The following is a 14,991-nucleotide window of genomic DNA, read 5'->3' as shown; positions in this document are numbered from 1 at the left end:
CGTCGCCGCCAGGAGGTCCGTATGGAGCACGAGCCCTTGCCCTCCGAGGGCCACGCCGAGGTCCGCGTCGTGGCTGCGACGCCGGAGGTCGCCCGTCGCGTCGCCGAAGTGCTCCGGCGCTGTTTCGCCTCGACCGAGCAGCGCAGCTACCCCGCCGGCCTCGAAGGAGGGACGCGGCTCCATCTCACCCTCGACACCGCGCGCGCGGCGGAACCCGCACGGTCCTGGCTCGCGGCCAGCGAATCGACGGATCAGGACCGGACACACACCGATGAGGTGTGACCCGGGGGCCGTTCAGCCACGAGGACCCGCCGTCGGGTCCGTCCCCGCCGCGGCCGTCACCTCGGAGAACGACAGCCATGACGAAACTCCGCTGACGCAGGGACAACCGGAAGGCGGTTCTGCGATCCGTACGGGGCCGCCGAGTTCGATCGCCCCGAGGTCAGCGGATCGGCGCTCGCCGGACCCGGAAACAAGGCGCACGTCATCACCCTGGACCGCGGCACGGTGGGACGCTGGGCGCTCCGGGTCGTCCCGCCCGGGGAAGCGGCCGGAACAGCGGACCAGCCGCCGGCCGCCGCCGACCCTGAGAACCCGCTGACCGCCGCACGGATGCCGGCACTCGCCGAAACGGTTCACCCGGGCACGACCGGGGAGGGGGAATGAGGAACGCGGCACCTTGGGAACCCGAGGCAGGGACGAGCGGCCGACCTCAACCACCATCCTCGCGCGAGCCGTTGACCACTCGACACAAAGCGCCACGCTCTGCGAGGAGTGCCGCATCGTCCGCGTACGCGGCGAACCGGACGCGCAGACCCTGGCGCCACTGACCCGGCCCCTGCCTCGATGCGGGATGTGTCCGGACACGCTCGTGTGAGGAGCCCGCATTCGGTGACCGTCCCCGCGCTCGGCGGCGCCTCCTCGGCGGCCGGGTGACGACGTACGGCGACTCGTCGGGTCATGCCCGGAGGCACATCTGTCACGGCCGGTCCACATTTCCGTGCCTGCCGGAGTTAGGCTTGCCGCGCGGAGCAAATGGCGCCGGATTCTTCCGAGTGCGGGTGCCGCGCACGCCCGGGCCCCTCCGTGTCCCCGAAACGAAGGGGCTATGCCCGCTGAGAAAGCCCCTGTCACCGGCAACCTCGACGACGACTATCCCGCCTGCACCATGGGGCGCGCCGCCGACGTTCTCGGTACCGCCCCCGCCTTCCTCCGGGCCGTCGGTGAAGCCGAGCTGATCACTCCCCTACGGTCGGAAGGCGGCCACCGCCGCTGCTCCCGCCGCCAGTTGCGCATCGCCGCCCGCGCCCGTGAGCTGGTCGACCAGGGCACCCCCGTCGAGGCCGCGTGCCGCGTCATCTCTCCGGAAGACCAGCTCGACGACGCCCTTCGCCTGAACCGGGAGATGCGCCGGAGGCTGGACGAGCAGGGTACGAATATCTAGTCCCGCCGACACAGAAATCCGGACTCCAGTCGGATGAGGATTACCGGACGCTTCCAAAAAACAGAGCCGCTTCGACCCGACCTGTGTTAACGTGATAGCAGTTGCAGTTTTGATTGCCGGAGATTCCTTCTGTTGCAGAGCTTTCCGGATCTTTCCGGAGGGGTGATCATCGCGGCGACTCGGCTCCGTAAAGTGCGGAGTCCGGCACTGCCCCCCTAGGGAGATTCAATATGGCATCTGGCACCGTGAAGTGGTTCAACGCGGAAAAGGGCTTCGGCTTCATCGAGCAGGACGGCGGCGGCGCTGACGTGTTCGCCCACTACTCGAACATCGCCACCCAGGGCTTCCGCGAGCTTCAGGAAGGCCAGAAGGTTACCTTCGACGTCACGCAGGGCCAGAAGGGCCCGCAGGCCGAGAACATCGTTCCCGCCTGACACTGACGCGAACCACGTGGCTGGGGCCCGCGCTCTTGGGGTGCGGGCCCCAGCTCATTGCTTTCTCCAATCCCGGAGTTCCCGGTTCCCGGAGTTCCCGGATGATTTGCACCCCGGCTTCGGCACCGAGAAGCCCGGATTTTCGCAGTCTCTTCGGCTCATTCTTGCGAATCCTCGCGCGGCCCCGGCCGCTGAACGGAATTCCTCGATACGCCGTATCGAGGAGGTTCCTCCATGAACCGCACCCGTCGCACCGGCAGAAGTTCCACGCGCTCAGCAGGCTCCGCTCGGGGCGCCCGCTTCCGCACGCAGGAGACGGGCCGACAAGGCCCTCGCCCGGGCACCGGGCGAAAAAACGGTGAAGGAGCACGCTCCCCCGCACGCCGACAGGAGTTCACCCTGCCGGTCACCCTCACCGAACCGCTGCCGGCGGTCGAGACGTTCGCCGAACTGGACATGCCCGCACCTCTGCTGGCCGCGCTCGGCGCGGAGGGCGTGGCCGTGCCCTTCCCCATCCAGGCGGCCACGCTGCCGAACGCGCTGGCGGGCCGGGACGTCCTGGGCCGGGGGCGCACGGGTTCGGGCAAGACGCTTGCCTTCGGCCTGCCTCTGCTGGCCCGTCTGGACGGGCAGCGGGCCCAGCCCCGGCATCCGCTCGCCCTGGTCCTCGTCCCCACCCGGGAACTGGCCCAGCAGGTCGCTGACGCGCTAGCCCCCTACGCCCGCGCCCTGCGGCTGCGCATCGCCACCGTGGTGGGCGGCATGTCGGTCGGCCGTCAGGCGAGCGCCCTGCGCGGCGGGGCCGAAGTCGTCGTCGCCACGCCCGGCCGACTCGAGGACCTCATCGGGCGGGGAGCCTGCCGGCTCGACCAGGTCGCCGTCACCGTCCTGGACGAGGCCGACCAGATGGCCGACATGGGTTTCATGCCGCAGGTGACCGCGCTGCTCGGCCAAGTCCCCTCCCGTGGGCAGCGTTTGCTGTTCTCGGCGACCCTGGACCGCAACATCGACCTCCTGGTGCGCCGCTACCTCCACGACCCCGTGGTGCACTCGGTCGACCCGTCCGCGGGAGCCGTCACCACCATGGAGCACCATCTGCTGCACGTGCGTGATGCCGAGAAGGACACCGCCGCGACCGAGATCGCCGCCCGCGAGGGACGTGTGCTGATGTTCCTGGACACCAAGCACGCGGTGGACCGGCTGACCAAGCACCTGCTGTCCGTGGGTGTGCACGCCTCGGCCCTGCACGGCGGCAAGTCCCAGCCGCAGCGCAACCGGACACTCGCCCAGTTCAAGGACGGCCATGTCACGGTCCTGGTGGCCACCAACGTCGCCGCCCGTGGAATCCACGTCGACAGCCTCGACCTCGTCGTGAACGTCGACCCTCCGAGCGACCACAAGGATTACCTGCACCGCGGCGGCCGTACCGCCCGCGCCGGCGACTCCGGCACCGTCGTCACCCTCGTCCTGCCGCACCAGCGGCGCGCGGTGGACCGTCTGATGGCCGACGCCGGCATCACTGCGCGTACCGCCCGGATCCGTCCGGGCGAGGCCGAACTGCATCGCATCACCGGCGCCCGGACCCCCTCCGGCGTGCCCGTCACCCTCACCGCACCGGTCGCCGAAGGACGCGAGGGCAAGGGATCCGCCGGCCGTGGTCGCCGGGTCCGGGCTGCCGGCCGTGGCAGGAACGGCCCGGACGCCGCCCGAGTCCGCCGGCCCGCCGAGAGGAAAAACCCATAGCCGCAGCACGGGTATGCACTCCGGGCGGCCGGGACGAGCCATCGCCCGTCGTGCCCGCCCCGACGAAGAGGAGAAGCACTTGACCCCGACTCCGCCCCGATCGCGGCAGGCCGACGGCACCGGTCTGACCGCTCGTGACGCCATGCACGCTCCTGGGCCGCAGGTGGACGACCACATGGCCGTCGACGTGGCTCTCTCCGTGCTCATCGGTGCCCGCGTCCCGCACCTGCTCCTCCAGGACGAGGACGGCCGGTGCACGGGACTGGTCACCCGGGCCCAGCTCGCCGCACACCGCGGCGGCTCGTGGTACAGCGACCGCACACGGCTGCGGGACATCCCGCTCGACCGCGGACCGTTCACGTCGTCCATGGCCGTACTCAGCGAGGCGGAAGCCGCCATGCGGGTCCGGACCCTGGACGTCTCCCCCGTGATCGACGAGCACGGCTACGCCCTGGGCGTCCTCGCTCTCACCCCCTGACCGCCGTCCGGCCGCCGTCATGCGGCCGGCGTCCGCGGTGTTCATCCCCGCCCCTGTGGAGGCATCCATGCGCTGTGTCATCGCCAGATACCCCTTCGACCTGATCAAGAGTGAGGTCGAGCAGTCGATGAGTGGCATCACGCCCGAACCCGTCACCGGCGTGTCCGTGACCATCGGCCGCCGCGTATACCCCGTGATGCAGGTCGGGGAAGTGATCACCAGGCTGGACCGCCGGGACTTCACGACGGGCGAGATGCGCCGGGCACTGAACCGCCTCGGCTTCACCTGCCACGACGCGCTCCCGGTCATGCCGGCCCGAGACGCGCGAGCCGATGGGGATGCGCTCGGTTGGTGACGCTTTTCCGGGACAACGGCACGCCATGCGCCGTTTACCGGTTGAAGAGCCGAGGATGTGGCACCCGTCCTGTGAGCGGGCCGGACAGGCGGATCCGCGTCCCGTAGCCGCCAACGGTTCGGCCACGAGCCGCATGGCGCACGAGACCGGCGCGGCCCGCTCCGCCCGGTTGTCGCCGCGAGGGTGCCCGGCGACAACCGGTGCGGCCTGCCCGAGCCGCACCCAGCGATCGCCGGACAAGCGGGTTGGCGGGAACGACGATCCATGGAGGCAGCCCCTTCACTCAACTTCCGTGCCGTTTAGGTATGTTCAGGAGATCACCACTCTGAGCACGGGCACGGAGGACGAGGGGGAGCATGGACACCGCGACCGTCATCGCGCGGCTGGAAGAGGCTCGTGCAGCCGATTCCAGAACGCGCGGCCGTATCTGCGACGAGACGGCCGCGGAGTTGCTGGCGGCAGGCGTCACTCCGTTCTTCGAGGTGTCTTCCGCCGACCTCCGCGCCGATCCCTACTTCATGTGTGCCGACCGCTACTGGCGCAGCCGCTTCCAAGAGCAGCCGACAGCCAGGACGGCCCTGGAGTGCGCACGATGGATGTCGGACCACGTGCGGGACGAACGCTGGGGCGTCGTCGCCGAGCAGTGGGCGCTCGGCAACGGCTTCCTCAACCGGGGCACCGTGGAGGCCGCGGATGCGTTCACGGAGGCGGTGGGAGAGATCGGTGCGGGCGCCGCAACAGAGCGCGTCGCCTTCTTCTTCACCCTGTTCCACGCGGGCAAGTTGCGGGCGAACTTCTGCTTCGACGAGTTGCATGCCTTCCTTGCGTTCTCGCCCTCCTCCGTGGCTGCCGGGTCCCTCCGCAAAGAGCCCGTCTTCGTGGCACTTCAGTCGTTCGCCGCGTTCGGCAGCAGGGCGTTGACCGTCACGTACGCTTCCGAGCTGCTGGAACAGGCTTGGTCCGCGGCAGGCCGGACCCGGCACACCACGGACATCTGCCTCAACGGGGTGGCGTTCGCCCCTCCCTTCGAGGGACAGGGAGAACTCCTGCGCAGCTACGCGGAGGAGGCTGTCGAGGCATATCCGGACGACCACATGTTCCATGCGCGCCTGGCCGGCGGGTTGCACATGTGCAGCCGGCACGACGCGGCGCTGGAGAGCATCGACACCGCTCTTGCATTGCTCGCAGCCAGTTCCACTGCCAGCCTCAGCGTTCTGCAAAACCAGTACCTGACGAAACGGGACGCAATCCAGGAAGGACGTCTGCGGGCCTTGCGGGAGGCCGAGCAGCAACGCCGCTGGGAGCAACAGGCCAAGGCCAACGCCCGGTTGGAGCGCTCTCTGCACACGTCGTCCGTCCGTGCCGTCGAAGTTGTCGCCGTCTTCACGGCGGCAATCGCCTTCGCCGTCGGTTCCCTTCAGGTCACCCTCACCGGGAAGCTCCCCCTGTCCGATCGTCTGTGGCTCCTGGCCGCACAAGGCGCAGGCCTGGCTCTCTTCGCGCTGCTGATAGTCGGCGGGACATGGCTGATCACCCGCAGTCATCGCGAGCGAGATCGCGGCACTCAGTGACCAACGCCGACGGCGCAGGACCCCGCATCGCCTCCTCGTCCCTCGGCCCGGGCCGAGGCCCGCAACCCGGCGTACGCGAAAACCTCGCGGACGGAAGGCGGTTGGCTCTCGGCGTGGAGAGCGCGATGGGCAGGGAGCACATCGTCTCCACGACGGAGATCACCGCTCGGTGCTGAACCGTCACATGCTCAGTCCCGCCGAAGGCGGCCCCGGGCGTCCCTTCCCCGGCGAAGGTCCAGCATGGAGAAGACCTTGTCGTAGCGGCGCTCGCCGACGGCGACGAAATCCGGCAGACGGCCGTATTCGGTGAAGCCCAGCGACCGGTAGAGGTCCAGGGCATGGTCGTTGTCGCCGCGGGCGTCCAGGGTGAGGACTTCGATGCCCGCCCGCCGGGCGTCGGAAATCAGGGCAGCGGTCAGCGCCCGGCCGACGCCACGCCCTTGGGCGGCGGCATCCACCGCGACCTTCTCCAGATCGGCGTGCGGCCGGTGGGTCGGTCGGGCATAGCGCAGCCAGTACCCCAGTCCGACCAGCCGACCGCCGAAGTACGCGGCACGCAGGGACCCGTCCCCGGTCCTCGCTGCATTCACGACGTGGCCCAGGAGTTCCGCCACCTCGCGGGGTTCGGGTGGTTCGACCCAGCCGAGCGCGGCGCCTGCGCGGACCAGGTCCGCAAGGATCCGATGGGCCGACTCCGCGAAGCGGGCCTCGAGCTCCGGGTCGGATGTCAGCTCCGTCGCGTCCAGGATGGCCGGCTCGGCCGTCCCGCTGCTGGTCGTGGTCGGGTTCACGGCCGGAGCCTACCCAGACGCCCACGGCCGGAGCCTATCCGGACGCCCACGGCTCAGCCGAGACCTGTTGCCGGCGGGCGGCCTCAGCCTTGTGCATGATCCTGCTCATTCGGGCGCCCTCGCGTCGAGGGCGCCCGAACGCTGTGTGCGTCAGGCCGGCGCCTTGACCGCCGAGCCCGCCTGGGCCTGGCTCCGCACGACACGGCGGCGCCGGGCCGGCATCAGTGTCGGGTTGGCGACGCCCCAGGCCGCGCCCTTGCAGACCAGCTCCTTGTAGACGGCGGCAAGCCGTCCTGTCAGGGCCGCGCCGACGGAGCGGTCGTCGGCGGTGACGTACTGGATCAGGCCTTCCCTGCGGCCCAGCGAGATGCACTGGTTGAAGTAGCGGAGCGGTACGGTCGGGAGTTTCCCGCCGGTCAGTCGCGCAGCGATGGCGTCGGCGGCCTGCCACGCCGTGGGGACGCCCGAGGCGCACGACATACGCAGCGGCTTCTCGCCGGGGCCCATCACCATGGCCGCGTCGCCGATGGCGTACACGTCCGGGTGCGAGACGGAGCGCATGGTCCGGTCGACCACGATCTGGCCCGTGCCGGTGACCTCCAGGGTGGTGGCCTGCGCGATCGGGTGGACCGCGAAGCCGGTGGTCCACACGGTGACCGCGGCCGGGACGGACGTGCCGTCGGCGGTGGTGATGCGGTCGGCCTCCACGGCGGTGACGGTGGCGTGCTCGTGCACGGTGATGCCGAGCTTGTCGAAGACCTTCAGCAGGTGCCGGCGGCCCTTGGGCGAGAGCCAGTCGCCGAGGCCGCCGCGGGCGGCGAGGGTGACGTCGAGGTCCGGGCGGGCCTCGGCGATCTCGGTGGCGAACTCCACGCCGGTGAGGCCGCCGCCGACCACGACCACGGGCTGTCCGGCGCCCAGGGTCGCCAGGCGCTCGCGCAGGCGGAGCGCTCCGGGACGGCTGGCGATCTCGTGGGCGTGCTCGGCGGTGCCGGGGACGCCCTGGTCGTTCCAGCCGCTGCCGAGGGCGTACACGAGGGTGTCGTACTCCAGTTCCTCGGCGCCGTTCGCGTCGACGACGGCGACGGTCCTGCGGTCGACGTCGACGCCGGTGACCTTTGCGAGCTTCAGTTCGACGCCGGTGCCCGCGAACATCTCGCTGAAGGGCCGGGGCTCGAGGTCCTGGCCGACCGCAAGCTGGTGCATCCGGACGCGCTCGACGAAGTCCGACTCGGCGTTGACGAGGGTGATGGCGACGTCGTCGCGGTGCAGCCGCCTGGCGATGCGCCCGGCGGCGATGGCTCCGGTGTATCCGGCTCCGAGGACGATGATGCGGTGCTGCATTTCCTGGCTCCTGTCGTCGGCGGTTCGCCCCTTGAACCGGGCGGCCCGCCGTTTCCTGACAGAAGCGCGCTGTGAAGCACCTCACACCGGCGGTCAGAAGGCGTTGAGCAGCGGTTCGCCGTGGTCGGTGGCCGCCCATCGCCTGGTCGCGCGTTCCAGCTTGTCGGGGTTGGCCTGGCTGCGGAACGCGGCGATGCCCTCGGCGGTGACCTCCAGGCACATGACGCCGACGACCCGGCCGTCGAGGACCGCCACGACGGCGGGGTCGCCGTTGGCGGTCGTGGCATAGACCTCGGGTGAGCCGCCGGCCAGGGCGCGCTTGGCCTTGCTGGGCTTGAACAGGCCCCGCATGAACTTCGCGACCGCGAGGGCGCCCTCGAACGGCTTGGTGCGGGCCGGAACCTTGCCGCCGCCGTCACCGATCGAGATGGCGTCCTGGGTGAGCAGCCGTACGAGTGGCTCGGTCCTGCCTGTGGTGGCGGCCGCGAGGAACTCGTCGATGATCCGCCGGGCGGCGGCCTCGTCGATCTCGGTGCGGGCCTTGCCGTCCGCGACGTGCTTCTTGGCGCGGTGGAAGATCTGCTGGCTGGCGGTCTCGGTGATGTCCAGGATCTCGGCGATCTCCCGGTGCGGATAGTCGAAGGCCTCCCGCAGCACGTACACCGCCCGCTCGCCCGGGGAGAGGCGCTCCAGCAGGGCGAGGACCGCGTACGACACCGATTCGCGCTGCTCGGCGGTGTCGGCCGGGCCGAGCATCGGGTCCCCACCGAGCAGCGGCTCGGGGAGCCACTGGCCCACATATGTCTCGCGCCGCGCGCGGGCCGAGGTGAGCTGGTTGAGGCACAGGTTGGTGAGAACCTTCGTCAGCCAGGCCTCGGGGACCTCGATGTGGTCGACGTCGGCGGCCTGCCAGCGCAGGAACGTCTCCTGTGCGGCATCCTCGGCCTCGGTCGCGGAGCCGAGGAGGCGGTAGGCGATGGCCTCCAGGCGGGGCCTGGAGGCCTCGAACCGGTCGACGTCGCTCCTCGTCAGCACCATGGCCCGGATCCTAGCTCTCGGAGCGCGTGACGGCCGCTGCGGTGCGACCTGTGCTGCTCTACCCGTTGGCTCTAGCGGTGCGGTTGGCTTTACCGGTGCCGTCGGCTATACGCCGGTGCCGTTGGACTTCCTGGGCGCAGTGGATCGCGGGGCGGCTGACGGGGTTCACACGCCTTCGTGCGAGCGTGACGCCGGAGGGATGCTCTGCTCGTACTGGAAGACGTTGTGAGGGTCGTACTTCGCCTTGATCTCGCGCAGCCGATGGAAGTTGGATCCCCAGTAGGCGGTTTCCCACCCCTGCATTCCGATGTTCGGCACATTGGCGTAGGCGCCGTTCACGTAGGGCCGCAGCGCCTGGCTGAACTCGGCGATCCACGCCTGGGCCTGCGGGGTGAGCGCGTCGCCGCTGCCTGCCAGTTCGCGTTTGCCCCAGCCGACGCCGGGCTCGGAGTAGAAGAGCGCGCTGCGATGCGGGAACGCGGTACCGCCGCGGGGGCTCCTCCTGACCGCCCCGCCGAACGCCTGGGTGAAGAAATTGCTGTCATCCGTGGGGGCGTTCTGCATGAAAGAGGCGATCACGCTGATCGCCTTCTCCGGGAACGGTCTGGTGGTGAACTGGGAGAAGAACTTCCAGTTCGCGGGGTCCTTCTGGATCGGAACCTGGAATCGCCCGTACACGTCGCCCCAGTTGCCGACCTGAACCGAGACCTGGGGGCTGCCGACCGACAGGATCGGGGCCAGCAACCGCCGTGCCTCTTCCTGCGATCCTTCCGCGAGAACCGCGAACAGCAGGATCTGCTTTCTGTGGATCTCGAGCTGGGTTCCGAGCCGGTCGTCGGCGATCGGGGCCGTACGCTGCCATGTGTCGAAGACCCTCTGGAGGTCCCCGAGACCGTTCCACATCGCTTGCACATAAGCGACGCTCTTCAGCGGAGCCACCTTGTAGGTGAGTGACGTGACGATGCCGAAGTTGCCGTTTCCCGCCCCGCGAAGCGCCCAGAGCAGATCCGGGTTGTTCTTCGGATCCACCTTGATCGCCTTCGCGCAGTCGGTACCCATCGGGACGACGATCTCAGCCCCCATCAGATTGTCGCAGGCCATGCCGAGCCAGCGGGTGAGGAAGCCGAATCCGCCGCCGAGCGTCGCACCGGAAAGGCCTACACTGCCCTCCGTTCCGGTCGTCACCGCGAGATCGTGGTGCGCGAGCGTGGTCACCGCTTCCAACTGGTTGAGCCCGGCGCCGACCGTCGCGATACGAGAGGCGGTGTCGATGTGAACCGACTTCAACTCGCTGATGTCGATGACGATTCCGTTGTCCACGTTCGACCAGCCCTCAAGGCTGTGGCGGCCACTCCGCACGCGCAGCGCGACATTGTTCTGCCGCGCCCATATGAGGGCGTTGACCGCGTCCTGGGTGTTCTGGGCGAAGACGATGACCATCGGATGGTGAGAGAAGAGCCTGTCCCAGCCGAGGCTCGCATCCGTGTACCCCGGGTCGTTGGGGCGGACGATACGGCCGGTCAGCTTCGCCGGTGGGCACTTTCCGTTCTCGGGCACATTGCTTGCGGCGCTCACACCCGGGGCCTCCACGGCCGTAATGCCCGGGACAGCGACCGCGCCGGCACCGGCTGCCGCCGTCGCCTTGAGCAAACCGCGGCGCGAAAAATCGTGCATGGTGCGTATCCTTTCGAACTTTTCGTACTTTCGACCGGAATACGCCATTATTTTACCGAGAAAAACCCTTTTCGCCACCTGGCGCGTTCAATCCGCCATGGACGATTCCTGGGGCCCGCAGAATAACAGGGATGACCCGTCACAGGGTTGTTCGACTAGGCTTTTCGGGGGATGAGGAATTGTTGAAGAGTGATATATGCGGGCGGTGATGAATTAGCCGACCCAATCCATCCCGATCCGCAGTTCGACTCGCCGGGCGCCGGACGCCGGCCGCGCTCGGCACGCCGCAGCCGGCATGCCCACTCAACCCGAAATACCGTCCGTCGCGACGGATTCTGCCGCGCCGTCCTCACATGTACCACCGCAACTGAACATTTGGGTAAGTGCCCGAACAGGCAACCATATATCGGACGTCTCGAATTCAGGTGTAACGCAGCCGCGACGGCACGACGCAGAACGAGAGAGGAGCGGAATAGCGCCCAGGACGACCGCGCCGACACGAAACCTCGACAGATGGGAATTTCCTGTGAGCAACACAGACCCGGTTTCCGGATATCCCGCGTACAACCAGCCCCCGGGCCCGGACCACTCCGTGCGAAACCAGGCCGCCGGACGGCGTACCGCGCTGACGGTCTGCACGATCGCCGACACCGCGGCAGGTCTGCTGGTCCTGTGGATCCTGTTGTTCCTGCTCGACGCGAACCAGGGGAACGTATTCGTCAAGTTCGTGCGCGGAGTGGCCGACTGGCTGGCCTGGTGGTCGCAGGACATTTTCACGATGAACACAGAGGGTCTTCGCGTCATCCTCAACTACGGACTTCCTGCGGTTATGTATCTGCTGATCGGCCACGGAATCGCCTCCCGGCTCAACCGGGCCTGACAACAGCGCGAGTTCGTTGCCGAATTCCGGCTCAGGCCGCTGCAAAAGCACGACAGCGCGAGGACCGACTGTGACACTCAGCCACACCGAAAAAGTCCAACTGCCCATCTACGAGGACCTGGTACGCGAACGCGGTGACGCCATCGCGGAGGCTCGGCTGGCGGCGGAACACATGCAGCATCGGGCGGCGGAGCTGCTCGGCGGACCGCAGACGGCCCACGGCGGTCCGCCACCGCCACCGAGGTCTACCTGGGGCAGGAGTTCGGTGCCGCCGGCGACGGGCGCCTCGGCAGTGGGGTGAGGGGCGTGCAGACCGGAGCGGCGACGCCGATGAGCTCCACCAGTCCCACGCCGCCGGTGGGCGGGAGGATCTTCGACCAGTTGTTGGCCACCCAGGCGTTGCCGGAGGAGTCGATCTGCACCGCGGTGAGGTGCTGGATCGCCTTGTTGCGGAACCCCTGCTCGGGGGACATGACGGTACCGGTGGTGGTGCCGGGAGGGCATGCCGCGGTGTTCGTGCCGCACAAGAGCGATACGGAGGAGTTGCCGAAACCGGCGACCCATACGCGGTCCCGACCGTCGACGGCGACGGACCAGGGGAGGACCGTTTTCGGCAACTGGTAGGTGCCCGCGACCGTTCCGTCGGGCCGGATCTCGGTGACCGCGCTGCTGAAGAGGCCGGCCACCCAGGCGTTGCCCCGGGAGTCCAGGGCGAGTCCCACGGGCGCCTGGAGCGAGCTGCTGCTGGTGGACGTGATCGGCTTGAAGTCGGGGCCGATGACGGTGACGCTTCCGCCGACCTGTGCCGGGCGCCTGGTCTCCATGAGTCCGGCGAAGGAGAGGTGGCTGTTGGTGACCCAGGCCCGACCGTGGCCGTCGATCTGGACGGCGAACGGATGGTTGAAGCTCTTGTCGTGGATCGTGAAGGCCTTCGAGGGATCACCCTGCGGATAGACGACGACGCTTCCCACTCCCGGCGCGCCCTTCAGGCCGTAGGAGTTGGCGATCCACACGTTGCCCCGCTGGTCCACGGCGACGCCCTGCGGTTTGACGAGTCCACCGTTCTTCCAGCCCGTGGGGGGCGACAGCGGGATGCCGGCGGCCGAGTATTTCGACATCGCGTCGCCGCCGTAGCTGGGTGCCCACACGGAGCCGTCGTGATCGATCGCGAGCCCCCACGCGCCGCCCTTCATACCGCCGCCGCCGATGGGGCTGCCGAGGGTCGGCCGGCCGGCCGGATCGAGCACGGTCACGAAGGGATTGGGCGAACGCGTTCCCGGAAGCCAGTTGTTGGTCGCCCACGCGTTGCCTTTCGCGTCGAACGCGATACGGCCCGGAGCGTAGAGGTCGGCTGCGGTATGGCGCAGCGCGAGCACCCATGCCGTGGGGGCGGTGGTGAGCGCGGGGGCGAAGACCCTCGCGGTACCCGCCAGGGTGTGCAGGCCGCCGGGGGACAGCGTCGGATTGCGGACCAGGCCGAGCACCGCCTGCACCGTGTCGGCGGGCACGGTGCCGCCCCGCGGTGTCGCCAATCGCAGCAGTTCTTCGCAGCGCGGGGAGTCCGCGACACAGAGGGACACGAGGTTGGCCAGCGTGTTCAGCGTGGCCAGGGTCTCCCTGTTGGCGCTGTCGGCCCTGACTGCCTCTGCCGGCCTGCCTGTGACCGGGTCGGCAAGGTTGAAGGAGGTCGCCGCGGCGTTCTGCAATCCCGGACCGGGTCCCGTGATACCGCGCCCGTCGCTGAACTGAGCGAGGGCGTAGGCGGTGGCGACGGTGGTCAGCTCGTCGACCGTCACGGTGCTCTCGGTCCGCCTGGGTACGCCGCCTCCCGCGCCGAGCCCGACGACCGAGCGCAGCCGGAGCCTGCGTCCCTGAGCCGACGTGGCCTCGATGTACAGCACCCCGTCGGCGGGCTTGGCGTAGGGGATCCGGAAGGAACCATGCGCGTCGGCCGTGGTCCGGCCCAGCTCCCTCACCCCCGCAGGCGCCCCGGTGAAGAGCGTGACCCGGGCTTCACCCAGCGGCTTGCCCGCCCCGGTGACCGTCCCCTGCACGGTTTCCGTCCCGGCGCCGACCGCCGATGCCGGGATGTTCACCGTTCCGAGGGCGATGGCGGCCGCGGCCGCCGCGGCGACGAACGAAGCCCATGTCAGGGTTTCGGCCCACGTTCGTGCGGGGCGCCTCTTCGAGATGGCCGAGCTGCGAGCGCGTATGCCTGAGCTGGTCATGGCTTTCTGAACCCTTCGCTGTGCCCGGTCGGACCGGAGCGACTGAGGCGACTGGGGCCACCAGGGGGCGACTGGGAAAGGAATCTGCGCAGTGCAAGCGGCAGGGGGCGGCCGCTCAGCCCGACTGCCGGGCTGTGGCTCCCCCTGCCTCGGACGCACGGCCCGCACCGTCCGGAACCCTGAGCGTGAACCAGCCGACCCTGACCCCGAACAGCCAGACCACGCCCAGATACAGCCCCGGCTCGACCTCACGCATCTCGTCGCGAACCCCACGTGCGACCAGAGAGATCTTGGAGTAGTCGATGACGATGCAGTCCCGGTCGTCCATCAGGCTCTGCCCGACGAAGACCTGGGCCACGATGGCGAGCACGTCGAACGCGGTCATCCGATTGCTCAGATAACCCTGGTGGTCGAAGACTTTCCCCCGCCACACGCCCAGGCGTACCAGCCGGGCGAGCGGCTGAGCCAGCAGGCTCCCTCCCCACCGCACGATGCCCGTGCCCTCCAGCGGGCCCCTCGGGATGTCGCCGGGCGGACTGCCGCGGAACAGCTCCACCAGCCCGGCGTCGCCGGTCTTGAGCAGATCCGTCTCGGTGAGTGCCACGCCCGTCCTCCTGGCGATCGTGCGAGCCGTCGCTCAATACGCGATGCGGCCGGCACGACTCACCCTCGGCGCCTCCGAACGGAGCCGCCACCGCTGCTGGGCCGAATGGCTGGCCCCCGCGGGCCGGCGCTGAGGCCGAAGGCCATCACCTCGCCGAGGTCGTGTCGCCCTCGCGCCGCTGTGCATGCGCACCCTGTTCGCCACCGGCCCCCTCACCCCCGACTACGTCGACTCACTCGTCGGCCGGCTCCTGCCACGCGAGGACCGCGGACCGGCCTGAGTCCGGTCCGTACCGGCCGAGCACCGTCACACACAGGAGCGCCCTCCCTGGCCGCGTGGGCCGTGGAAGGGCGCTCCGTGGTGAGCGACGACGACAACGCCTGCCGTGCAGTCCGGCGGCGGGGGCT

The 14,991-nt window shown here is 69.3% G+C and carries 14 protein-coding genes; 8 read left to right on the top strand and 6 right to left on the bottom strand.

What is annotated here, in order from left to right:
• Window positions 1–21: 21 nt before the first annotated feature.
• From ABZ876_RS05820 to ABZ876_RS05790, 7 genes are all read left to right on the top strand, one after another.
• Entirely contained in the window at window positions 22–282 is a 261-nt protein-coding gene (locus ABZ876_RS05820) for a hypothetical protein (RefSeq protein WP_361774796.1), read from the top strand.
• Between the two features lie 826 nt (window positions 283–1,108).
• Window positions 1,109–1,444 carry a MerR family transcriptional regulator gene (locus ABZ876_RS05815; protein WP_361774793.1) on the top strand — a complete coding sequence of 112 codons (336 nt, stop codon included), beginning with the start codon at window positions 1,109–1,111 and terminating at the stop codon, window positions 1,442–1,444.
• Between the two features lie 230 nt (window positions 1,445–1,674).
• Window positions 1,675–1,878 carry a cold-shock protein gene (locus ABZ876_RS05810; protein WP_069779708.1) on the top strand — a complete coding sequence of 68 codons (204 nt, stop codon included), beginning with the start codon at window positions 1,675–1,677 and terminating at the stop codon, window positions 1,876–1,878.
• A 234-nt stretch (window positions 1,879–2,112) separates the two neighbouring features.
• Complete coding sequence (locus ABZ876_RS05805; RefSeq protein ID WP_361774790.1) at window positions 2,113–3,621, top strand: DEAD/DEAH box helicase; 1,509 nt, start codon at window positions 2,113–2,115, stop codon at window positions 3,619–3,621.
• A 142-nt stretch (window positions 3,622–3,763) separates the two neighbouring features.
• Window positions 3,764–4,099: a hypothetical protein gene (locus ABZ876_RS05800; protein WP_361775585.1), complete on the top strand. Its 336-nt coding sequence runs from the start codon at window positions 3,764–3,766 to the stop codon at window positions 4,097–4,099.
• 67 nt (window positions 4,100–4,166) lie between these two features.
• Window positions 4,167–4,454 (top strand): SCO5918 family protein, encoded by a 288-nt coding sequence (locus tag ABZ876_RS05795; protein WP_361774787.1) that lies wholly within the window; start codon window positions 4,167–4,169, stop codon window positions 4,452–4,454.
• 356 nt (window positions 4,455–4,810) lie between these two features.
• Window positions 4,811–6,025 (top strand): hypothetical protein, encoded by a 1,215-nt coding sequence (locus ABZ876_RS05790; protein WP_361774784.1) that lies wholly within the window; start codon window positions 4,811–4,813, stop codon window positions 6,023–6,025.
• Between the two features lie 188 nt (window positions 6,026–6,213).
• On the opposite strand, the gene ABZ876_RS05785 is transcribed toward ABZ876_RS05790, so the two are convergent.
• The 4 genes from ABZ876_RS05785 to ABZ876_RS05770 form a co-directional block, all read right to left on the bottom strand.
• Window positions 6,214–6,816: a GNAT family N-acetyltransferase gene (locus ABZ876_RS05785; protein ID WP_361774782.1), complete on the bottom strand. Its 603-nt coding sequence runs from the start codon at window positions 6,814–6,816 to the stop codon at window positions 6,214–6,216.
• 150 nt (window positions 6,817–6,966) lie between these two features.
• Complete coding sequence (locus ABZ876_RS05780) at window positions 6,967–8,160, bottom strand: FAD-dependent oxidoreductase (RefSeq protein ID WP_361774779.1); 1,194 nt, start codon at window positions 8,158–8,160, stop codon at window positions 6,967–6,969.
• 93 nt (window positions 8,161–8,253) lie between these two features.
• Complete coding sequence (gene sigJ, locus ABZ876_RS05775; protein WP_361774776.1) at window positions 8,254–9,198, bottom strand: RNA polymerase sigma factor SigJ; 945 nt, start codon at window positions 9,196–9,198, stop codon at window positions 8,254–8,256.
• A 165-nt stretch (window positions 9,199–9,363) separates the two neighbouring features.
• Entirely contained in the window at window positions 9,364–10,920 is a 1,557-nt protein-coding gene (locus ABZ876_RS05770) for an FAD-binding oxidoreductase (RefSeq protein ID WP_361774773.1), read from the bottom strand.
• Window positions 10,921–11,398: 478 nt separating this feature from the next.
• Here ABZ876_RS05770 and ABZ876_RS05765 point away from each other — a divergent pair, with 478 nt between their 5' ends.
• Window positions 11,399–11,752: a hypothetical protein gene (locus tag ABZ876_RS05765; protein ID WP_361774770.1), complete on the top strand. Its 354-nt coding sequence runs from the start codon at window positions 11,399–11,401 to the stop codon at window positions 11,750–11,752.
• A gap of 245 nt (window positions 11,753–11,997) precedes the next feature.
• Here the strand turns inward: ABZ876_RS05765 and ABZ876_RS05760 are convergent, their stop codons facing one another.
• Window positions 11,998–13,980 (bottom strand): hypothetical protein, encoded by a 1,983-nt coding sequence (locus ABZ876_RS05760; RefSeq protein ID WP_361774767.1) that lies wholly within the window; start codon window positions 13,978–13,980, stop codon window positions 11,998–12,000.
• 115 nt (window positions 13,981–14,095) lie between these two features.
• Entirely contained in the window at window positions 14,096–14,584 is a 489-nt protein-coding gene (locus ABZ876_RS05755; RefSeq protein WP_361774764.1) for a hypothetical protein, read from the bottom strand.
• Window positions 14,585–14,991 lie beyond the last annotated feature (407 nt).

Origin of the sequence: Streptomyces sp. NPDC046931 (assembly GCF_040644655.1) — a bacterium.
Classification (GTDB): Bacteria; Actinomycetota; Actinomycetes; order Streptomycetales; family Streptomycetaceae; genus Streptomyces.
Note: the sequence above shows the minus strand (reverse complement) of the source record. Positions and strands in the feature narration are given on the sequence as shown.